Below are 20,390 nucleotides of genomic sequence, written 5' to 3' on the forward strand. Positions count from 1 at the left end.
CCTCAGCGGCTTCGTCGAGACTGACGCCGTTCACCCAACCCACGCCAAACGCCGATCCGGCGGCGCAAGCCGCGGTGGTCACCCAAACGGGGGCCGCAACGGAAGCACACGCAATGTTGGCGCAGCTGTCCCAAGGTTTCCCAGCGGGCAGCATGCCCGCGCCGTCCACGCCCGCCGATCCGTTCACGTCGGGACTCTTGGGTATCGTATCGAGCCTTGGCCCGCAACTCCCGAACCCTGCCCAGGTGATCCCAACCCCGATAGGGGAACTGGACCTTGTGGCTTTCTACATCGCGGCCGTCGGGACCGGCAGCCTCGCCCTGTCGATCACGAATACCGCCAGGCCCTGGCCCGGCGGCCTTTATGGGGATGGCGGCGGGTTGCAGCCGACGCAAGGGGGCACAGTCGGAGCGACTGCTGCCGAGCCCGGCCCCGACCGGGGACCTGGTGGGCAAGCCGCACCTGTGACCGCGGGCGTCGGCCACGCGTCATTGGTCGGGACGCTGTCGGTGCCGCACAGCTGGACCACGGCCGCCCCGGAGATCCAGCTTGCTGTCCAGGCGCTGCCCAGCGCCGGATCGGGTGCGGACCCGACCGTCGTGGACAGTGACGCCACGGGCCTGCTGAGCGGGATGGCGCTGGCGAGTTTGGCAGCGCGCGGTATGGGCGGGGCCGGCAGTGCCGGTGGCCGCAATACCGGTGCCGCCGGCCCGGCACAGGAAGAGCGCAAACCCACGGTGGTGGTGATACAGAAACCGCCGCCGGCTGGAAGCCAGCCGCGCTGACCGAGGTGAGCCGTCGCCGCGGCTACGGTGCACGGCACCGCGTGCAACTGCGGTCGGCAGCGTCGAATTCTGAGACCCTGATCGAATTCTGAGACCCTGAGATATGCCCGCCCGTGACAAAGCCGATCCGGCCGCCACCCGGGCCGCGGTGCTGGCCGTCGCGGACTGGTTGCGCGACGAATCGCATCCGACGCCCGCCCGGGATGCGCTGGCGGCGGCGGTGCGCCTCAGCGCGCGCACCCTGGCCGCCGTGGCGCCCGGTTCCAGCGTCGAGGTCCGGATCCCGCCGTGGGTCGCGGTGCAGTGCGTGTCCGGGCCGCGGCACACCCGCGGCACGCCGCCCAACGTCGTGGAAACCGACCCGCGGACGTGGCTTTTGCTTGTCACCGGGTTGCTGCGGCTCGAACAGGCGAGGGCCGCGGGGACGCTGACCGCGTCGGGGTCGCGGGCGAGTGAGATCGAGCACTGGTTTCCCTTGGTCGACGTCCGCTGACGATAACTCTGAACTGTGGGTTTATGGTTGTGGCGAGGAGTTTTCGGCGCTCGACACGCGCTGTCCGATTCGGCATCGATGCAGTGTGGTCGTAGACTTCGAGACGCCACCCACCGTTCCCCGGGAGCCGCAGAACCGTGACCGTCGCTGGAACAGATGCACCCGAGCAGGACTTCAGCTCGCCCCGTGAAGAGTGCGGTGTATTCGGCGTGTGGGCCCCGGGCGAAGAGGTGGCAAAACTCACCTACTACGGCCTGTATGCGTTGCAACATCGCGGTCAGGAAGCCGCGGGCATCGCGGTCGCCGACGGATCTCAGGTGATCGTCTTCAAGGACCTCGGGCTGGTCAGCCAGGTCTTCGACGAGCAGACCCTGGCGGCAATGCACGGCCACGTGGCCATCGGGCACTGCCGCTACTCCACCACCGGGGACACCACCTGGGAAAACGCCCAGCCGGTCTTCCGCAACACCGCGGCTGGCACGGGAGTTGCTCTGGGGCACAACGGGAATCTGGTGAACACCGCCGAACTTGCGGCACGGGCCCGCGGCGCGGGCCTGATCGCCCGCCGCGCCCCCGCCCCGGCGACGACGGACTCCGACATCCTGGGCGCGCTGCTGGCGCACGGCGCGGCCGATTCCACTCTGGAACAGGCGGCGCTGCAATTGCTGCCGACGGTGCGCGGCGCGTTCTGCCTGACGTTCATGGACGAGAACACCCTCTACGCCTGCCGCGACCCGCACGGGGTGCGTCCGCTTTCGCTCGGACGGCTGGACCGCGGCTGGGTGGTGGCCTCCGAGACTGCTGCACTCGACATCGTCGGTGCCTCGTTCGTCCGCGACATCGAACCGGGCGAACTGCTGGCCATCGACGCCGACGGGGTGCGCTCCACGCGCTTCGCCAACCCCACACCCAAGGGCTGCGTCTTCGAATACGTCTACCTGGCCCGGCCGGACAGCACGATCGCCGGGCGGACAGTGCACGCCGCCCGGGTGGATATCGGTCGTCGGCTTGCCCAGGAATCCCCGGTTGACGCCGACCTGGTGATCGGGGTGCCGGAGTCGGGAACCCCCGCCGCCGTCGGGTACGCCCAGGAATCCGGCATTCCCTACGGGCAGGGTCTAGTGAAGAACGCGTATGTCGGGCGCACCTTCATCCAGCCCTCGCAGACCATCCGTCAGCTCGGCATCCGGCTCAAGCTCAACCCACTTCGCGAGGTGATCCGCGGCAAGCGGCTCATCGTCGTCGACGACTCGATCGTGCGGGGCAACACCCAGCGCGCCTTGTTGCGGATGTTGCGCGAGGCCGGTGCCGTCGAGGTGCACGTTCGCATTGCCTCGCCGCCGGTGAAATGGCCCTGCTTCTACGGCATCGATTTTCCGTCGCCGGCGGAGTTGATCGCCAACGCCGTCGAAGATGAAGACGAGATGCTCGAGGCGGTGCGGCACGCGATCGGCGCCGATACGTTGGGTTACGTCTCGCTGCGTGGCCTGGTCGCCGCCTCCGAGCAGCCTGCCTCGCGACTGTGCACAGCCTGCTTCAATGGCGAATACCCGATAGAGCTGCCGGGCGAGACGGTGCTGGGTAAGAACGTGGTCGAACACATGCTGGCCAACGCCGCGCGCGGCGCCGAGCTGGATGGCACCGCCGCCGAGGATGTGTCGATCGGCCGCTGATGAGCTGGTAGCCCGCCGCCGCTCCGACGATGTTCGATACCGGCGGACGCTGCCGCCCGGTACCCTTTATCGCGATGACGGATCCCCGAAAAAGTCCCGGCAACCAACCGGGCGGTCAGGGCATCACCTACGCGTCGGCCGGCGTGGACATCGAGGCCGGTGACCGCGCCGTGGATTTGTTCAAGCCGCTGGCGACCAAGGCGACCAGGCCGGAGGTACGCGGCGGGCTGGGCGGTTTCGCCGGGTTGTTCGCCCTGCGGGGCGACTACCGCGAACCTGTCCTGGCGGCGTCCACCGACGGTGTCGGGACCAAGCTGGCGGTCGCCCAGGCGATGGACAAGCACGACACGGTCGGACTCGATCTGGTGGCGATGGTGGTCGACGACCTGGTGGTGTGCGGCGCCGAGCCACTGTTCCTGCAGGACTACATCGCGGTCGGCCGGACCGTGCCGGAACGACTGGCCGCGATCGTCAGCGGTATCGCCGAGGGGTGTGTGCGCGCCGGTTGCGCGCTGCTGGGAGGGGAGACGGCCGAGCATCCCGGCCTCATGGAGCCCGACCACTACGACATCTCGGCCACCGGCGTCGGCGTGGTCGAGGCCGACGACGTGTTGGGTCCCGACCGGGTCAAACCCGGTGACGTGATCATCGCCCTGGGATCTTCCGGCTTGCACTCCAACGGTTACTCGCTGGCCCGCACGGTGCTGCTCGAGATCGATCGGATGCCGCTCGGCGGTCACGTGGAGGAGTTCGGCCGCACCCTGGGCGAAGAGCTGTTGGAGCCCACCCTGATCTACGCCAGGGACTGCCTTGCCCTGGCCGCCGAAACCCAAGTCCGCACGTTCTGCCACGTCACCGGTGGCGGGCTGGCCGGTAACCTGCAGCGGGTCATCCCCCGTGGACTGGTCGCCGAGGTCGACCGGGGTACGTGGACACCCGCGCCGGTGTTTGCGATGGTCGCCCAGCGTGGCCGCGTCGACCGTGAGGAGATGGAGAAGACGTTCAACATGGGCGTCGGCATGATCGCCATCGTGGCCGCAGAAGACACCGACCGTGCCCTGGCCATACTGACCGCGCGGCACCTGGACTGCTGGGTCCTGGGCACCGTGTGCAAGGGCAAGAAAGGCCCGCGGGCAAAGCTCGTCGGGCAACACCCGAGATTCTGACAACGCTTCAACGAAAGGAAACCGTGCCGATACGGAGTGAATCGGCACGGATATCTGCGCGTTCTAGCGGCGCCAGTCGTCCTCGACGTCCCACGAGTTGTCGGGGCCGCCGTCCAGATCGGTCGAGTCGTCGATCTCGTCAGCTTCCGTTCCCGACAACTCGCGCTGAAGCCGCTGGAAGTCGGTCTGCGGGGAGCTGTACTTCAGTTCTCGAGCAACCTTGGTCTGCTTTGCCTTAGCCCGGCCGCGGCCCATGGGGGAACCCCCTCGCGCAATAACGGAGCGGCCTAACAAGTAGGCGGCTCCGATCTCTGGTGTCGTTATTGTCCTGCCGACAGTTTACCGTGCCCACTGGTAGGGCGTCGGCGCCCCCGCCCGCGGTGGCGGACGTCGAAGATCATCATCGCGCACCGCCCCGCAATCGTTCAACGGCCAGCCGTCCCGCACCGATCTGCTCTGGGACCGGAAGAGAATCGGCATCGATCGACGCAGCAACCCTGGCCTCCGGTCCGGTCGCCAATTCGACGTCCACCGGCAGCCCGCGCTTGAGCAGTGCCAGCGCTACCGGCCCGAGATCCACGTGCTCGACCACGGTGCCGAGGCGGCCGACGGCGCGACCGCCGGCCAGCACCGCATCGGCGGTCGCGGGCCGGTCCACCGAGCCGTCGAGGTGTAGTAACACCAGCATCCGGGGCGGTTTGCCGAGGTTGTGCACCCGCGCAACGGTTTCCTGCCCGCGATAGCAGCCCTTGTCCAGGTGGACGGCACCCTCGCCGTGCCCGCCGATCCAGCCCACCTCGTGGGGGATGGTGCGCTCGTCGGTGTCGACCCCGAGTCGGGGCCGCAGCGCCGTGACTCGGTGGGCTTCGTAGGCCCACACCCCGGCCGCGCGCACGCCCGCCCGGGCCAGGCGGTCTTTCCACTCGGTTGACTGACCTCGCGGGACCAGCAGGTCCAGTTCCAGTGCGCCGCCGGCGCCGTCGGGCATCCGTCGCACGAATCCTCCGCCGGCGAGCGGCGCGGCGGCCATCTCGGCGGGCAAAGCATCCAGTCCCAGGGCGTCGAGCACGACCGCGTCTGCGAGCCGGGGCCCGAGCAGCGACAGCACCGCCATGTCTGCGTTGCCCGGCGTGACGTCGGACCAGAACACCATCCTGCGCAGGTATCCCAGCAGCGGTTCGCCCCGCCACGGCTCGGTGTCGAGGTAGGTCGCGCCGCCCGATTCGGTCTGAATCCAGTGGTCTTCGACGCGGCCCTGACCGTCCAGGCTGAGATTCTGTGTGCTGGCACCCTCGGGAAGGTCGCTGATGTGCTGGGTGGAGATGTTGTGCAGCCAACTCTGCCGGTCACCCCCGGTCAGGACGAGCACGGCCCGGTGCGAGCGATCCACCAGGACCGCGTCGTTCGCCGCCGCGCGCTGCTCGCCCAGCGGATCACCGTAATGCCAGATGGCACCTGTGTCGGGCCCGGTGTCGGGTGCGGGGACTGCAGTCATGTGCGCCGCTCCTTCTCATCGCCTCGCGCTGCTTCGCCGCCGGCGCAGTCGAGGTCAACTCTACGGACGCGGTCGGTGTAATGGCGTGACGGACGAACAGCAACGTCATACCGTGCTCGCCGCGGGGAGCGGCCCATCGTCGGTCGGTTCACCGACCGCAGCGCCGTTGAGTTGGGACTGCGGGCCGGTGAGCGCCGGCGTGAACTTCAGCGCGTCGATCAGTTCCTCGATGGCCGCCGGCCCGCGCTCGTCGCGCACCGCGGCCGAGAAGCAGGTCTCCAAGTGGTTGTGCAGCATCACGCGGTTTGTGCGCTCCAACGACGACTGGACGGCCGAGATCTGCTTCATCACGTCCACGCAGTAGGCGTCTGACTCCAGCATCCGGATGATCCCATCGAGATGTCCTCGTACGGTCTTGAGGCGGTTCAGCGCTTCGCGCTTCTTCGACGTCAACTCGTCGTCCCTGGCTCCCATCGGCCTCGCTGATCCCCTTTCGGGCGGAGACGCCCGGCGACGTGACCGCCGAGCGGATACTTTCGGAAATCCTCGAGAATCGATGTTAGTCCTCCCATGGACCACCCCACCCCGGGTGGGATTATCGAGGGACGTCCCCGCTGCGCCCTGCTTCGCCAGTCGTGTGATCGTCGCTAGGCTGCTGCTTCATGACAGGCCAGGCGGGTGTCGTCGTCACACTGGACGGCAACATCCATCCGCCCGGGACGCCGCTGCTGTACGCCGACGAGCTCGCGGCGGTCCGCGGCGACGGCGCCTTCGAGACACTGTTGATCCGCGACGGCCGAGCCTGTCTGGTCGCGCCGCATCTCCAGCGGCTGACCCAGTCGGCCAAGATGCTGGACTTGCCGCCGCCGGACCTCGCGAGCTGGCGGAGCGCGATCGACGTGGCCACGCGCCGGTGGATGGCCGGCACCGACGACGAGGGTGCACTGCGCTTGATCTACAGCCGCGGGCGCGAGAGCGGCTCGGCGCCCACCGCCTACGTGATGGTCAACAGCGTCCCGGCGCGAGCCGCGGCCGTTCGGCGCGACGGCGTGGCGGCGATCACGCTGGCGCGCGGATTACCCGCCCTCGGTATCGACACGATGCCCTGGCTGCTGGCCGGGGCCAAGACGCTGTCCTACGCGGTCAACATGGCTGCGCTGCGCCACGCCGCGCGGCAGGGTGCCGGTGACGTCGTGTTCGTCAGCTCCGAGGGCTACGTACTGGAAGGCCCGCGTTCAACTGTGGTCATCGCCACGCAGTCCGGTGCGGAGACCCCCTGCCTGCTCACACCGCCGCCGTGGTACCCGATCCTGCGCGGCACCACCCAGCAAGCACTCTTCGAGGTGGCCCGGTCCAAGGGGTACGACTGCGACTACCGCGCCTTGCGCATCGCGGATCTGTTTGCTGCCCAAGGGGTTTGGTTGGTTTCGAGCATGACTCTGGCCGCCCGCGTGCACACTCTCGACGGCCGCCCGCTACCGCGGTCAGCGATGACCGCAGAATTCGCGGGCCTGATCGACGCGGCTGTCGCCAGCGATCGCTGAGAAGTGAATTCTGTTGTTGGATCGTCGATTTGCAGGTACGGTCGGCGATACACAAGAAAGGAGGTGGTCCGCGAAATTGATAGCTTCATGGACATGTGAGGTGGCTGCGCGCTAGCAGCATCGGCTCGGTAGAGAAGAGCCGGCGGCCAATGCGCGCTGGCGAATCCCCCGCAGTCACCCGGCCCCCGAGTGCCCGGTCTTGTCCGGCCAGGAGCTTTGCTCGGGGGCCGCTCCATGTCTGGACCGGACGTGATCCCCTCAAGGACCCCGGCGTGGCGCTATCCGGCAAACCGAGACAGGCGCGCCGACAGATGCGGCACCAGTCCGCCGTCGGCATCCACTCGTTCCTCGACGTAGGCCAGGTCGCCTCCTTCGACGATGCCGTAGAGGCGCTTGGCGCCACCGACGAGCACCCCGGACCGACTGCGTGCCAGGGCATCCGTCGCAAGTTCCCACGAGGACTGGTTGCGTGGCCGTCCGTAGAACAACTCGACGTATCCGACGGAGTGAGCCAGCAGCAGCTCGATGGCCTGCGACTCGCTGGGGTCGTCGGGGTCGTCGACGAAACGCCAGAAACCCGTCTCGCGCAACCCGGGTTTCTGGTAGCCGCCCGTTGCGCTGAGCCGCCAGGACCGCGCCTCCCAATTCAGGTAGTCGCCGCCGTCGTGTGAGACCACGATCTGCTGGCCGAACCGGTAGTCCCCGTCATGTGCGCGGCCTTCGCCTTCCCCGCGCCACACACCGACCAGCGGAAGCAGCGCCAGCAGTGCGTCGTTGAGGTTCGCGCCTTCACGAAGGTTCGCGGTGTCGGTCGGCAGCGGCAGGTCGTCGAACGCCGGAATGTTGCGCGCCGCCGTCACCTTGGCACGTTCGGCAGCGACAGCCATGGCACGGTCGCCGGAGGCCGCACCTGCCGGTCCGTCGGCGTTGTCGTCAGAGGAGCTCACGACTCATCGGTGATCAGTCGGTACAGCGTGTACAGCGCGAACCAGGAGATGACCACGACCGTCAGCACCAAGATGATCTCGAAGAACAGCACCACGCACACCAGTCTATTCGGCGACGACGCGCGCCGCGGCCCCTCCCGCGGCGCCTCCCGCATCGGGTGTGAATCCCGGGCGGTGACACGCCGAGCAGCCGCGCCCTGTGTTCACAGTGAAAGCCGTGAGTTCACACTCGATGCGGCCACTTCGCGGTTGTTGCGGGGTGCGCCCGGAAGCGCGGCTACTCAGCAGCTAAAGCAACAGCAACAGCCGGCGATGCGGCACAGATCGACGGCGCGACGCTTGGTGAGCATGGGCTCGAGGCGGGCTGACACGCCGATGAGCGCACCCAACGGCATGGTCGTCAAACCGGCAGCGGTTCCTGGCCGACCACCCGGCGAACCCTATCGCCCGGTCCGCACCCCGGGGCGCTGAAGTGCACGACCGGCAGCCCCTGCGGGACAGGCGCGGATCGGCGTGGGTCACAAGCGCCGGGTCACGATTGCCGGAAATCGTCCAGGGTGACGGTCACTCCGTAGCTGATGCCTTCGATGATGACGTCTGAACCACGCGCCCCGACGGTGTGCGGTGCCACACCGAACGGCAGCCGCTGGCCGGGCAGGGTGGTGCTGAACGCGTGCAGCACCACCTCGCGCTTGTCGTCCGGGACCGGTTGATTCGCCGTGTCGGGTCCGGTGAGCACCCCGGTGGGAGTGAACACCAGGGTCGCCTGGTCGTCGGGCGCCATGGACAGGTCGACCGAGACGCTGACCCGGTGATCGAAGCCGGCGGATTTCGGCGTGCCGGTGAACACCAGGCCGTGGCTGCCGGAGATGCCGGATTCGGTGGTCCCACCGGTCGCATCGTTGGTTTCCCGTGGCGGTGCGTCGACCATCAGGTCGCTGATGCCCAGGTAGCGGCCCAGGTGCACGGAGTCGATGATGATGCGGCTCTCCAGCTCGCCCACCGGGAGCTTCGCCTGGGGCCTGATCAGCCACGACGCGTAGGTCAGATCGATCGAGTGCATGGTGGCCTCGAGGGTGGCCTTGCCGGTCAAAGCATGGTCGACCGCGTTGGCCTTGATCTCCAACTCGTTGTAATGCCGGCGCATCGCCTGGGGGATGAACGGGAAGGCCAGGATGGCCACGAACGGGTCCGAGCCCAGCTTGGCCACTTTGCGCACGGTCGTCGACAGCCGGTACTCGGCGTAGATGCTCGTTGCGTAGTCGACGCCGACGGCGCCTACGGCCACCGCGATCACCGCAACGGTCAGAACGATCAGAACCTTGCGCACCCGCATATTGTGGCCGAGCCGGCGCCGCGTTTGCCGCGAGGTACGTCTGCCCGGCACCTCACACCGTCGCGAGCGCTTGGTCACAGTCGCTCCGGCGGCCCATATTCCGGGGCCGATTGTCAGGCGGCACGTTATCGTTGGATGACCTGGCAACTAACGCGACGTCGCGTCCCGCATTGGGGAATGCATTTCCCATGGGCTGGAGGGGCTTGTTGGAGCTACTACTGCTGACTTCGGAACTGCACCCCGACCCCGTCCTGCCGTCGTTGTCGCTGCTTTCCCACAACGTGCGGACGGCCCCGCCGGAACCGTCCTCCCTGCTGGATGCCGGAATGGCGGACGCCGTGCTGGTCGACGCGCGCACCGACCTGTCGGCGGCGCGTGGTCTTTGCCGCCTCTTGAACACGGCCGGCCGCTCGACCCCGATCGTGGCCGTGGTCACCGAAGGTGGCCTGGTGGCGGTCAACGCGGACTGGGGGCTCGACGAGATCCTGCTACCCAGCACGGGACCCGCCGAAATCGACGCCAGGCTTCGGCTGGTGGTCGGGCGCCGCGCCGGCCTGGCCGAGCAGGAGGGCGCGGGCAAGGTGAGCCTCGGCGAGCTGGTGATCGATGAAGGCACCTACACCGCGCGGCTGCGCGGCCGGCCGCTCGACCTCACGTACAAAGAATTCGAGTTGCTCAAGTATCTGGCTCAACACGCCGGCAGGGTATTCACCCGTGCGCAGCTGCTGCACGAAGTGTGGGGCTACGACTTCTTCGGCGGTACACGCACCGTCGACGTGCACGTGCGTCGGTTGCGTGCCAAGCTCGGTCCCGAACACGAGGCGCTGATCGGCACGGTCCGTAACGTCGGCTACAAGGCCGTGCGGCCCTCGCGCGGCCGGTCACCCGTGGCCGAATCCGACGGCTCCGGGGATGCCGGGCCCCAGGCCGGGGAGCTGCCAGGCCCGCTGGGCGACCCTGCGCGCAGTCCGTGAACCCCTCGCGCTGGCGCTCCGTGCTGACCGCCGACGAGCAGCGGCACGTGCGCCAACTAGTTGCGGCGGCAACAGAGTTCGACGGCGTCGCGCCTGTCGGCGAACAGGTGCTGCGCGAACTCGGGCGCGACCGCACCGACCACCTGCTGGTTTCCGAATCGTCGGACAACGCGATCCTCGGCTACCTCAACCTCAGCCCGCCACGCGAGGGCGACGTCGGGATGGCCGAACTCGTGGTCCACCCGCAGGCCCGCCGAGGCGGTATCGGCGCGGCAATGATTCGGGCGGCGATGGCAAAGGCCCACGGTCGCAACCGTTTCTGGGCGCACGGCACCCTGGAGGCGGCTCGGGCGACGGCGTCTGCGCTGAACCTGGTAGCCGTGCGTGAACTCGTCCAGATGCGCCGCTCACTGCTCGGCACCCCCCCGGTGAAACCCGCCGGCGGGACGCGGATCCGTACCTACGCGGGTCCGGGCGACGACGCCGAACTGTTGCGCGTCAACAACGCTGCGTTCGCCGAACATCCCGAACAGGGTGGATGGACCGCGGCCGACCTCGCGGAGCGGCGCGCCGAACCCTGGTTCGACCCGGCGGGCCTGTTCCTGGCGTTCCGCGACTCGACCGGCGACGAGACCGGCCGTTTGGTGGGCTTCCACTGGACCAAGGTGCATGAAGACCAACCGGGTCTGGGTGAGGTCTACGTGCTCGGTGTCGACCCGGCCGCGCAGCGCCGCGGCATCGGACAGGTTCTGACGGCGATCGGCATCGAGTCGCTGGCACGCCGGCTGGCCGGCTCGGCCGACCCGACAGTGATGCTGTACGTGGAGGCGGACAACGTCGCCGCAGTGCGAACCTATGAACGCCTGGGCTTCACCCGGTACAGCGTTGACACCGCATACGCGGTCCCGCGCACCGCCAGTTGAGCGAAATCGCAGGCAGCAGTGGCGTGGTGGTCGAGTGTTCAAGGCAATTTCACCGCGTAGACGGTTCCGCAGCCCGCGCAAGCGCATATTTTCGCTTGGGCTCAGCACGCTGCGCTGGAGCACGGTCGGCCCGGTTCAGGACCGCCCGGATGAGCCCGCGATGGCTCAGAAAGCGAGATCGGTGAGCCGTGGCCGCCACCAATGCGCAGACAGCTCTGGACATCTGCCGGCTGTGTTCCGCTGCCCGATAGAGTCGAGGAACGAATGGTCACCGCGATCAACGCCATGCAGTGGTCAATTGGGTGCAAGGAGCGACAACGCGACTGTGACGGGATCACAGTGACGAATCCGAACCCGGCCGACGCGGGTTCGGGCGCGGTCGTGGCCGCGCCCTTCCCCGAGGTCCCGATGGTGCCGATCAGCCCATGGGGCCAGGGGCAACCACGGTTCGGGGACAGGGTGTTTCGCCGGCTCGCGCAGGCTTCGGGCGCGCTGGTGGTCGTGCTGATCGTCGCGATCGGCGGTTTCCTGCTGATGCGCGCCGTCCCGGCGCTCAAGCGCGACCAGGAGAACTTCTTCACCTACGGCGGCCCCTGGGTCATGACCGACACCTCGGCGATGCACTTCGGGATACTCGGCCTGTTGCAGGTCACCATCTTCGTGTCGCTGTTCGCGCTGGTGCTTGCCATGCCCGTCGCCCTTGGCGTGGCGTTGTTCATCACGCAGTACGCCCCGCGCCCGATTGCCGGTCCGTTGGCGTATGCGGTCGATCTGCTGGCCGCGGTGCCCTCGGTGATCTATGGCGTGTGGGGTCTGCATGTGCTGGCGCCGCACGTGCGGCCCATCGCGTCCTGGCTGAATCACGCCTTGGGCTGGTGCTTTCTCTTCGCCGACGGGAACACCTCGGTGACCGCGGGCGGCACCGTCTTGACCGGCGGCCTCGTGCTGGCGGTGATGATCCTGCCGATCACCACCGCGGTCACCCGCGAGGTATTCGTCCAGACGCCCTTCGACCAGATCGAGGCCGCGCTGGCGCTGGGCGCCACCCGCTGGGAAGTGGTCAGGACGACCGTACTGCCGTTCGGGCGGTCCGGATATGTCAGCGGCGCGATGCTGGGCCTGGGTCGTGCCCTTGGTGAGACGATGGCGCTGTTGGTCATCCTGCGGGCAACCCGGACCGTGTTCGGCTGGTCATTGTTCGATGGCGGCTCCACCTTCGCGACCAAGATCGCCGGTGCCGCGTCGGATCTGGATGACCCGTACCGGGCTGGTGCCTATATCGCCGCCGGGCTCGTCCTCTTCGGGATCACCTTCCTGATCGTCGCCCTCGCGCGCGGCGCGGTCGCGGGAATCGGGCGCAGAAGAAGCGGCCGATGACCTCGATCCTGGACCGACCGCTCAAGGCCCGGACGTTCCCCGGCCTCGGTCCACGTCGTCGAGTTGTGAACAACCTCGCCACCGCGTTCGTGACGGCGTCGATGGTCATCGCCCTGGCGCCACTGGTCTACGTACTTCTCTCGGTGATCTCCAAGGGGTATCGGGCGATTGCGTCGGCCGCGTGGTGGACGCACTCGCAGGCGGGTATGAAGGAATTCGTGGCCGGGGGCGGCGCCTACCAGGCGATACTCGGCACGCTGTTGCAGGGACTGGTATGCGTGGTCATCTCCGTTCCGATCAGCATCATGGTGGCGATCTACCTGGTCGAGTACGGGGGCGGTACGGCACTGGGCAGGGTGGCGTCGTTCATGGTGGACATCCTGTCCGGGGTGCCCTCGATCGTGGCAGCGTTGTTCATCTACACGTTGGGGGTGGTGACGTTCGGCATTTCCCGCTCCGAGTTCGCGGTGTCGCTGGCACTGGTGCTGCTGATGCTGCCGGTCATCGTGCGTGCCACCGAGGAGATGCTGCGCATCGTGCCGGTGGATCTGCGCGAGGCCGGCTACGCGCTGGGCATCCCGAAGTGGAAGACCATCGCCCGGATTGTGATTCCCACCGGGCTGTCCGGCATCATCACGGGCATCATGCTCGCGGTGGCCAGAGTGCTGGGGGAGACGGCCCCGTTGCTGATCCTGGTCGGCTATTCGCAGTCGATGGGACTGGACATCTTCCATGGGTTCATCGGGTCGCTTCCGGGCATGATCTACAAACAGGCGTCGGCGGGCGCGGGCGTCGACCCGGTGCCCACCGATCGGTTGTGGGGTGCCGCCCTGACCCTCATCCTGGTGATCGCCGTCATCAACGTCGGGGCCAGGGTGATCTCGAAAATGTTCGCCCCCGGAAAGTCAAGGCAGGAGCACTAGGTGGCCAAGCGATTGGACCTCAAGAGCGTCGATATCTATTACGGGTCGTTTCAGGCCGTCGCGGATGTGACGCTGTCGGTTCTGCCCCGCAGCGTGACGGCGTTCATCGGCCCGTCCGGCTGCGGCAAGACGACCGTGCTGCGCGCACTGAACCGGATGCACGAAGTGGTTCCCGGTGGCCGTGTCGAGGGCGAGGTGCTGCTCGACGACGAGGACATCTACGGCCCGGGTGTCGACCCGGTCGGCGTGCGCCGGGCGATCGGGATGGTGTTCCAGCGCCCGAATCCTTTCCCTGCCATGTCGATTCGCAACAACGTTGTGGCGGGCCTGAAGCTGCAAGGTGTCCGCAACCGCAAGGTGCTCGACGAAGTGGCCGAACACTCGCTGCGCGGCGCGAACCTGTGGGACGAGGTCAAGGACCGGTTGAACACGCCCGGCGGTGGACTGTCCGGCGGTCAGCAGCAGCGCCTGTGCATCGCGCGCGCCATCGCCGTGCAGCCTGACGTGTTGCTGATGGACGAACCGTGTTCGGCGCTGGACCCGATCTCGACGATGGCCGTCGAAGACCTGATCAGTGAGTTGAAGCAGGACTACACGATCGTCATCGTCACCCACAACATGCAGCAGGCCGCCCGGGTCAGCGACCTGACGGCGTTCTTCAATCTGGAAGCCACCGGCCAGCCCGGCCGGCTCGTCGAGATCGACGCCACGGAAAAGATTTTCTCCAACCCGAGCGAGAAGGCCACCGAGGACTACATCTCCGGACGCTTCGGCTGAGGTCTAGTCGGAGGAGGCTTTCGGTTCCTCGTCGGGGAGGCTGCCGGTCGCCTGGAAGATGACGCGCCGCGCCACCTCGACCGCGTGGTCGGCAAAACGCTCGTAGAACCTGCCCAGCAGCGTCACGTCGACGGCCGCGGCCACACCGTACTTCCATTTGCGGTCCATCAGCACCGAGAACAGGTGGCGGTGCAGATCGTCCATGGCGTCGTCTTCTTCACGGATGCGGGCGGCTTTCTCCGGATCGCGGGACAGTACCACCTCTTGGGCGCTGTTGCCCAAATCAACTGCGAGCCGTCCCATTTCGGCGAAGTATCCGTTGACCTCCTCTGGCAGCGCGTGCTGTGGATGCCGCCGGCGGGCGATCTTGGCGACGTGCAGGGCCAGCGCGCCCATCCGGTCGATGTCGGCGACCATCTGGATGGCGCTCACGATCGACCTGAGATCGCCCGCCACCGGTGCTTGCAACGCCAGCAGCACGAAGGCGCTCTCCTCGGCGCGGGCGCTCATCGCCGCGATCTGCTCGTGGTCGGAGATCACCTGTTCGGCCAGCACGAGGTCGGCCTGCAGCAGGGCCTGGGTGGCGCACTCCATGGCAACACCCGCCAGTCCGCACATCTCGCCGAGCTGGTCGGACAAGCCCGCAAGCTGCTCATGGTAGGCGGTCCGCATCTGCCAAGCTTACGTTCTTGGCGGGGGAAACGGCGAGCAGACGCTCACCGCATCAGGCTATTCGCAGGTGGTGTCTGCTGCGTTGGTGACCGTCAGATCTTCGGGAAGTTTGATCGGCGTGTCGCCCGAATTGCGTTCGATCTGCACGCTGACCGGTGAGCCCGTGGGCGGCGGATCGGCGACGGAGTTGAAGTCCGGACCGAGCACGACCTGGACGACCTGGCCGTAGCCCGATACCCGGTGCACCCTGGAATTGGCGAACGCCGCCGCCACCGTCGCGGCCGCCTGTTCGTTGCCGGGAGAGAAGAACACCGTCGTGGCCTTCAGTGCACTGGGGTAGTCGTCGGGCGTCATCACGTTGAACCCGTCCCGCTTGAGCTGCGTGGTGGCGGCGGCGGCGAGGCCGGACTTGGCGGTCGCGTTGGACACGCGCACCGTCACCTCGTGCGGCGAAGTCGTCGTCACCTGTTCGCGCCGCACCTGCGGGCCCGGGGCCGGCGTGGGGGTCGGTGTGGTCGCCGACCCCGAGGCCGAGGAGGCCCCCAGTCGTTGTGCGTTGTGGTCGTTCTCCAGGGGTAGGGGGTCGTCGTTGATGATGGCGTCGAAAAGTGCCCGCATGTCGGCCGTGCGTGGTGGTTCGTCACCGTTTTCGTCCGTTATCCCGGTCGGCACGGTGACGAAGGTGATGTGCCCGGCGGCGATTCCCTGCAGCGACTGCCCCAGCTGGACAAGGTCTTTCGTCTTGACGTTGTCGACGTAACTGTCGCCGATGAAGAGGTTGACGACGTTGTTGAGTTTGTTGAGGTCCAGCAACGTGTCCTCGGAGATGAGCGAGCGCAGCAGCGACGACAGGAACAACTGCTGGCGTTTTATGCGCCCGTAGTCGCCGTTGTTCTCGGTGGTGACCTGGCGGGCCCGCACATAGTTCAGTGCAGTCGGGCCGTCGATGACCTGGCGTCCTGCGTGTTTGAGCACTGTGCCCAGTTCGTAGTCGTGCAGCGGCGCGCTGGTGCACACCTCGACACCGCCCAGTGCCTCGACCATTTTCGCGAACCCGGAGAAGTCGACGGCGATGAATCGGTTGATGCTCAGGCCCGACAGCTTCTGGACTTCTGTGACCAAACACTTCGGACCGCCGAAGGAGAACGTCGAGTTCAGTTTCGTCGTGGTGTAGACGACCCGTGGACTCCACGTGCCTGTCTTGTCGTCGTAGATGGGGCCGTACTTGCCGGTTTCGGGGTTCCAGACCTCGCACTGGATCGGGGTGATCGCCAGGTCGCGGGGGAAGGAGACCACCACCACGCGTTTGCGGTTCGCCGGAATGTTGACCAGCATGACGGTGTCCGACCGCGCGCCACCGGCGTCGTCGGCGTCGCCGGCTCCCATGTTGGCGTTGTCCCCCAATCGCGAATCCACGCCGACGATCAGGAAGTCTTCATCGCCGTACTGGCCGCCGGGGTCGACGATGTCGCGCGAGTGCGGGTCGAGCGCGCTGACGGTGTTGAGCCGGTTGTTCTTCGACGTCGCCCACTGCCACGCCCCGCCGGTCGTGACGAGGGACAGCACGGCCAGGAGTGCCGCCAGCGAGCGGCCGGCATAGAGCAGGGGCCGGCGCCGGGGCCTGGGGGTCGGCTCGCGCCGTTCGTGTGCGTCGACGGGTGGTGTCCGGCGGCCGCGCCTGCGCAGCAGCCTGCGCGGCGCCTTGGTGGTCGGGTCCGGTTGCTCGGGGTCGTGGTGCGGCGGGGGCGCGACCCCCAGGTCGGGGACCTGTGAGCTGAGCTCGAGCCAATAGGCGGGTGTGGCGATGACCTCGGTGTCCTGTTGATCGATGGACACCTCGGGCGCGGCATCGGCACGCGCGGCGTCCGGGGCTGCCTTTTCCGCAGGGGTGTCGGCCACGCGGTGGCGCCCGGGCCGAGCGGTGGGCGGCGCGCCGAACTTGGCGATCAGGTCGGCGACGGTGATCCCGCCACGGGTGTGGGATCCGCCCTGCCCGCGCTCGCCCGGCTTCGGTTCCTCAGTGGTGCCGGGTTCCACGGCATCACAGGACTCTCCGGATGCGTCGGGGGAGTCGGGCTGCCATTGGTGCGCGCTGTGATCCAGCGCCGGGTCGGAGAACCGCTCCCATGGTGCAAAGTGTCGGCCCTCACCGGGACCGGACCCGCGCCGGTCGCCGAGAGCGGCGTCTGCCCCGCCGTCACCCATGTCCTGCCGGCCTCCGAATCTTCGATGCGGACGCCGAACGCGCGTCCGTAGCAAGCAAGGCTCACATCGTACTGAGTTCTGGGTCCGGACGCGATTTCGTGCCCGGGTTCAGCCGCCGGAGTGCATGACGTCCGCTGCCGCCGGGACGCTGCAGTCGTCCGGGTCGTTCAGCCAGCCGTCGGGCAGGGCCACGCGGGCCGGTGACCCTTGCCGGCCCCGCGGGCCGGTGGCCGTCTCCGGGAACGGAACGGTCCCATCCAGCCGGTCCAGCAGCGAGTCGAGTTCGTCGAGCGTCATGACCATGGCCAGCGCCCGGCGCAGATCCGACCCGGCGGGGAAGCCGTGCAGGTACCACGCGACATGTTTGCGAATGTCGCGCATGCCCTTGTCTTCTCCGAAGTGGGCGGCCAGCAGTCGGCCGTGGCGGCGGACGATGTCGGCGACCTCGCCGAGGGAGGGTGGGGTGGGTTGCGCGCTGCCGGTGAATGCGGCCGAGAGTTCGGCGAAGAGCCACGGCCGGCCCAGGCAGCCCCGGCCGATGACGACGCCGTCGCAGCCGGTGGCGGCCATCATCGCCAGCGCGTCGCTGGCGTCGTAGATATCCCCGTTGCCGAGTACCGGGATCGTGCGCACCTGCTGCTTGAGCGCCGCGATCTGTTCCCAGTCGGCAGTGCCGGAGTAGCGTTGTGCCGCCGTGCGGGCGTGCAGGGCCACAGCCGCGGCACCTTCGGCCTCGGCGATGCGGCCGGCGTCGAGGTGGGTGTGGTGTTCGTCGTCGATGCCGATGCGGAACTTGACGGTCACCGGGATGTCGGTGCCTTCGGTGGCGCGGACGGCCGCGGCGACGATCTGCCCGAACAACCGCCGCTTGTACGGCAGCGCCGCCCCGCCGCCGCGCTTGGTGACCTTGGGTACCGGGCAGCCGAAGTTCATGTCGATGTGGTCGGCCAAGCCCTCGTCGGCGATCATCTTGGCGGCGGCATACGTGGTGACTGGGTCGACGGTGTAGACCTGCAGCGACCGGGGCGACTCGTCCGGGGCGAAGGTCGTCATGTGCATGGTGACCGGGTGGCGCTCGACGAGAGCGCGGGCGGTCACCATCTCGCAGACGTACAGTCCGCTGACCGTGCCGGCCTTCTCCTTCTCGAGCTCACGGCACAGCGTCCGGAATGCGACGTTGGTCACGCCTGCCATCGGGGCCAGCACCACCGGGCTGGCGAGCGTGATCGGTCCGATGCGCAAGGTCGTTACCGGCGGCTCATCACCAGCTTGCCCGCCGTCTTATGCAGTTCCTGGGCGGTGGTCCGCTTGCCCGTGCGTACTTCGCGGTCGAGTTGGCGCTGCTTGGACACTTCGAACTTCTCGCAGGCCTGCTCGAGTTCCTTGACCAGCACGGCCAAGTCGTCGCGCAGCTCGGCCCCCTTGCCGGTGAAGTCCTCGCGTTCGAAGATGCGCCATTTCTTCAGGATCGGCATCACGACATCGTCGAGGTGGATGCGCGGGTCGTAGACCCCGCCGACGGCGATGAAGACGGCTTTGCGCCGGAACTCGGGCACCTGGAAGCCCGGCATCTGGAAGTTCCGCAGGATCAGGTGCAGTGACTTCATCGCCTGGTTGGGCGCCAGGTCGAACGCCGCCTCGCTGACGTCACGGTAGAAGATCATGTGCAGGTTCTCGTCGGCCGAGATCTTGGCCATCAGCTGGTCGGCGACCGGGTCGTTGCAGGCCTTGCCGGTGTTGCGGTGTGAGATCCGGGTGGCCAATTCCTGGAAGCTGACGTAGATGACGGAGTGGGTCAGGGTTTCGGCGAAGTATTCGCCCTGGCGGTTCTGCCCCGGGCTGAAGCCGCGGTTCACCACCTCGATGCGAAGCTTCTCCAGCTCCACGGGATCGACCGCCCGCGTGACCACCAGGTAGTCACGCAGCGCGATCCCGTGCCTGTTCTCCTCGGCGGTCCAGCGGTTGACCCATTGCCCCCACGCCCCGTCCATGCTGAAGTTCATCGCGATCTCGCGGTGATAGGACGGCAGGTTGTCCTCGGTGACCAGGTTCTGAACCATCGCCACCTGGGCGACGTCGGAAAGCTTGCTCTGCTCGGGGTGCCAGTCCTGGCCGCCGAGCGCGTAATAGTTTTTGCCGTCCGACCACGGGATGTAGTCGTGCGGATTCCAGTCCTTGTGCATGCTCAGGTGCCGGTTCAGGTTCTTCTCGACTACTGGCTCGAGTTCCCGCAACAGCTGTAGGTCGGTCAGCTCAGCTGACATGGCTCCTCCAGTTATCTGTGTCGATTAGTAGCGGCCAATATATCTGTGTACTCCAGTAGCATCAAGTTTCCGCGCCCGCGCGGGAAGGTTACAGTTCGGCATCCGGGCGCCGGTGTGCCGGACACTCGGTTCGCCGCGACGCCGCTGAAACCCGTTACTCCGAATGACCCGGCCCGGGGGCAGGGACGTAGGGGGCCGCCGTGGCGAACAGCATGTTGACGCAGTAGTCGATGAACTGTTCTCGGGTGGCGCCGAGCTGGCCGTTGAGGTAGGCGGTGAACAGGCTCGACAAACCGCCGACGAGGCTGGTGGCGATCATCTTCTGCAGCACGGGATCGCCGATCTGGGACAGCTTGCGGACCAGCAGGTCGATGAAGTTGGGCATCCACTGCGCTCCCGAGCGGGTCAGAATGGGCTCCGCCGCCGGTGCGAGCAGCAGTACGCGGCCCCGGACCGGATCGTCGACCATCAGCTCGACGAAACGCTCGACGGCGTCACGAGGCGTCTTCGCCGAATCGAGCGTGCTCATCGCCCGCGTGCACACGTCGTCGTAAACCGCGCGCACGAATCCGTCGCGGTCGGAGAAGCTCTCGTAGAAATAGCGCTCGGTCAGTGCGGCCTGACGGCACACCGCGCGGACGGTCAAAGCCGGTCCGCGGTCGCTGCCCAGCAGCTGCACACCGGCGGCAACGAGGTCGGCGCGGCGCAGCGCGTGACGACGCTCCACGGGGACGCCGGTCCAACGGCTCCGTCGTTGACCGGACCGCACATCTCTCCTAAGGTGACTATTGACAACGCATGTAGTCAAAGTCTACCGAGGGCCACGGGGATCTCAA

21 protein-coding genes are annotated in these 20,390 nt (G+C 67.5%); 10 read left to right on the plus strand and 11 right to left on the minus strand.

Annotated elements, in window-relative coordinates; genetic code table 11:
- The first annotated feature begins 245 nt into the window (after positions 1-245).
- The 4 genes from AC2VOK_RS11695 (at position 246) to purM (ending at position 4,117) form a co-directional block, all read left to right on the plus strand.
- On the plus strand, positions 246-785 hold the full coding sequence (locus AC2VOK_RS11695; protein ID WP_428900611.1) for a PE/PPE C-terminal domain-containing protein: 540 nt from the start codon (positions 246-248) through the stop codon (positions 783-785).
- 103 nt (positions 786-888) lie between these two features.
- Positions 889-1,278, plus strand: coding sequence for a sterol carrier family protein (locus tag AC2VOK_RS11700; RefSeq protein ID WP_428900612.1), 390 nt, complete (start codon positions 889-891; stop codon positions 1,276-1,278).
- Positions 1,279-1,415: 137 nt separating this feature from the next.
- On the plus strand, positions 1,416-2,951 hold the full coding sequence (gene purF, locus AC2VOK_RS11705) for an amidophosphoribosyltransferase (protein WP_428900613.1): 1,536 nt from the start codon (positions 1,416-1,418) through the stop codon (positions 2,949-2,951).
- 74 nt (positions 2,952-3,025) lie between these two features.
- On the plus strand, positions 3,026-4,117 hold the full coding sequence (purM, locus tag AC2VOK_RS11710) for a phosphoribosylformylglycinamidine cyclo-ligase (RefSeq protein WP_421530174.1): 1,092 nt from the start codon (positions 3,026-3,028) through the stop codon (positions 4,115-4,117).
- A gap of 63 nt (positions 4,118-4,180) precedes the next feature.
- On the opposite strand, the gene AC2VOK_RS11715 is transcribed toward purM, so the two are convergent.
- The 3 genes from AC2VOK_RS11715 to csoR form a co-directional block, all read right to left on the minus strand.
- Entirely contained in the window at positions 4,181-4,372 is a 192-nt protein-coding gene (locus tag AC2VOK_RS11715; protein WP_421530175.1) for a DUF3073 domain-containing protein, read from the minus strand.
- A 145-nt stretch (positions 4,373-4,517) separates the two neighbouring features.
- A complete protein-coding gene (ygfZ, locus tag AC2VOK_RS11720; protein WP_428900614.1) occupies positions 4,518-5,612 on the minus strand; it encodes a CAF17-like 4Fe-4S cluster assembly/insertion protein YgfZ in 1,095 nt (364 codons plus the stop codon).
- A 105-nt stretch (positions 5,613-5,717) separates the two neighbouring features.
- Complete coding sequence (gene csoR, locus AC2VOK_RS11725) at positions 5,718-6,086, minus strand: copper-sensing transcriptional repressor CsoR (protein ID WP_428900615.1); 369 nt, start codon at positions 6,084-6,086, stop codon at positions 5,718-5,720.
- A 188-nt stretch (positions 6,087-6,274) separates the two neighbouring features.
- Here csoR and AC2VOK_RS11730 point away from each other — a divergent pair, with 188 nt between their 5' ends.
- Entirely contained in the window at positions 6,275-7,156 is an 882-nt protein-coding gene (locus AC2VOK_RS11730; protein WP_428900616.1) for an aminodeoxychorismate lyase, read from the plus strand.
- A 278-nt stretch (positions 7,157-7,434) separates the two neighbouring features.
- On the opposite strand, the gene AC2VOK_RS11735 is transcribed toward AC2VOK_RS11730, so the two are convergent.
- The 3 genes from AC2VOK_RS11735 to lmeA all read right to left on the minus strand — a co-directional run bounded on the left by AC2VOK_RS11735 (position 7,435) and on the right by lmeA (position 9,439).
- Positions 7,435-8,043, minus strand: a complete 609-nt coding sequence (locus AC2VOK_RS11735) for a heme-binding beta-barrel domain-containing protein (RefSeq protein ID WP_428900634.1) — start codon at positions 8,041-8,043, stop codon at positions 7,435-7,437.
- Between the two features lie 341 nt (positions 8,044-8,384).
- Positions 8,385-8,498: an Ms5788A family Cys-rich leader peptide gene (locus AC2VOK_RS11740; RefSeq protein ID WP_428900635.1), complete on the minus strand. Its 114-nt coding sequence runs from the start codon at positions 8,496-8,498 to the stop codon at positions 8,385-8,387.
- Positions 8,499-8,635: 137 nt separating this feature from the next.
- Positions 8,636-9,439 carry a mannan chain length control protein LmeA gene (gene lmeA, locus AC2VOK_RS11745; protein ID WP_428900617.1) on the minus strand — a complete coding sequence of 268 codons (804 nt, stop codon included), beginning with the start codon at positions 9,437-9,439 and terminating at the stop codon, positions 8,636-8,638.
- Positions 9,440-9,642: 203 nt separating this feature from the next.
- Here lmeA and AC2VOK_RS11750 point away from each other — a divergent pair, with 203 nt between their 5' ends.
- The 5 genes from AC2VOK_RS11750 (at position 9,643) to pstB (ending at position 14,413) form a co-directional block, all read left to right on the plus strand.
- Entirely contained in the window at positions 9,643-10,413 is a 771-nt protein-coding gene (locus tag AC2VOK_RS11750; protein WP_428900636.1) for a winged helix-turn-helix transcriptional regulator, read from the plus strand.
- Positions 10,410-11,336 (plus strand): mycothiol synthase, encoded by a 927-nt coding sequence (gene mshD / locus AC2VOK_RS11755; RefSeq protein WP_428900618.1) that lies wholly within the window; start codon positions 10,410-10,412, stop codon positions 11,334-11,336. The genes AC2VOK_RS11750 and mshD overlap by 4 nt, the downstream gene beginning before the upstream one ends.
- 285 nt (positions 11,337-11,621) lie before the next feature.
- A complete protein-coding gene (pstC, locus tag AC2VOK_RS11760) occupies positions 11,622-12,713 on the plus strand; it encodes a phosphate ABC transporter permease subunit PstC (RefSeq protein ID WP_428900637.1) in 1,092 nt (363 codons plus the stop codon).
- Positions 12,710-13,636, plus strand: a complete 927-nt coding sequence (pstA, locus tag AC2VOK_RS11765; protein WP_428900619.1) for a phosphate ABC transporter permease PstA — start codon at positions 12,710-12,712, stop codon at positions 13,634-13,636. The genes pstC and pstA overlap by 4 nt, the downstream gene beginning before the upstream one ends.
- Positions 13,637-14,413 carry a phosphate ABC transporter ATP-binding protein PstB gene (gene pstB / locus AC2VOK_RS11770; protein WP_428900620.1) on the plus strand — a complete coding sequence of 259 codons (777 nt, stop codon included), beginning with the start codon at positions 13,637-13,639 and terminating at the stop codon, positions 14,411-14,413. It begins immediately after the preceding gene.
- Positions 14,414-14,416: 3 nt separating this feature from the next.
- On the opposite strand, the gene phoU is transcribed toward pstB, so the two are convergent.
- The 5 genes from phoU to AC2VOK_RS11795 form a co-directional block, all read right to left on the minus strand.
- Entirely contained in the window at positions 14,417-15,085 is a 669-nt protein-coding gene (gene phoU, locus AC2VOK_RS11775; protein ID WP_428900621.1) for a phosphate signaling complex protein PhoU, read from the minus strand.
- 57 nt (positions 15,086-15,142) lie between these two features.
- Positions 15,143-17,290: an LCP family protein gene (locus AC2VOK_RS11780; RefSeq protein ID WP_428900622.1), complete on the minus strand. Its 2,148-nt coding sequence runs from the start codon at positions 17,288-17,290 to the stop codon at positions 15,143-15,145.
- Between the two features lie 108 nt (positions 17,291-17,398).
- Positions 17,399-18,532 carry a tRNA dihydrouridine synthase DusB gene (gene dusB / locus AC2VOK_RS11785; protein WP_428900623.1) on the minus strand — a complete coding sequence of 378 codons (1,134 nt, stop codon included), beginning with the start codon at positions 18,530-18,532 and terminating at the stop codon, positions 17,399-17,401.
- Between the two features lie 5 nt (positions 18,533-18,537).
- Positions 18,538-19,554, minus strand: a complete 1,017-nt coding sequence (locus AC2VOK_RS11790) for an acyl-ACP desaturase (RefSeq protein ID WP_343709779.1) — start codon at positions 19,552-19,554, stop codon at positions 18,538-18,540.
- Positions 19,555-19,708: 154 nt separating this feature from the next.
- On the minus strand, positions 19,709-20,323 hold the full coding sequence (locus tag AC2VOK_RS11795) for a TetR/AcrR family transcriptional regulator (protein WP_343709780.1): 615 nt from the start codon (positions 20,321-20,323) through the stop codon (positions 19,709-19,711).
- Positions 20,324-20,390 lie beyond the last annotated feature (67 nt).

The organism is Mycobacterium sp. TH-M116, assembly GCF_057473685.1.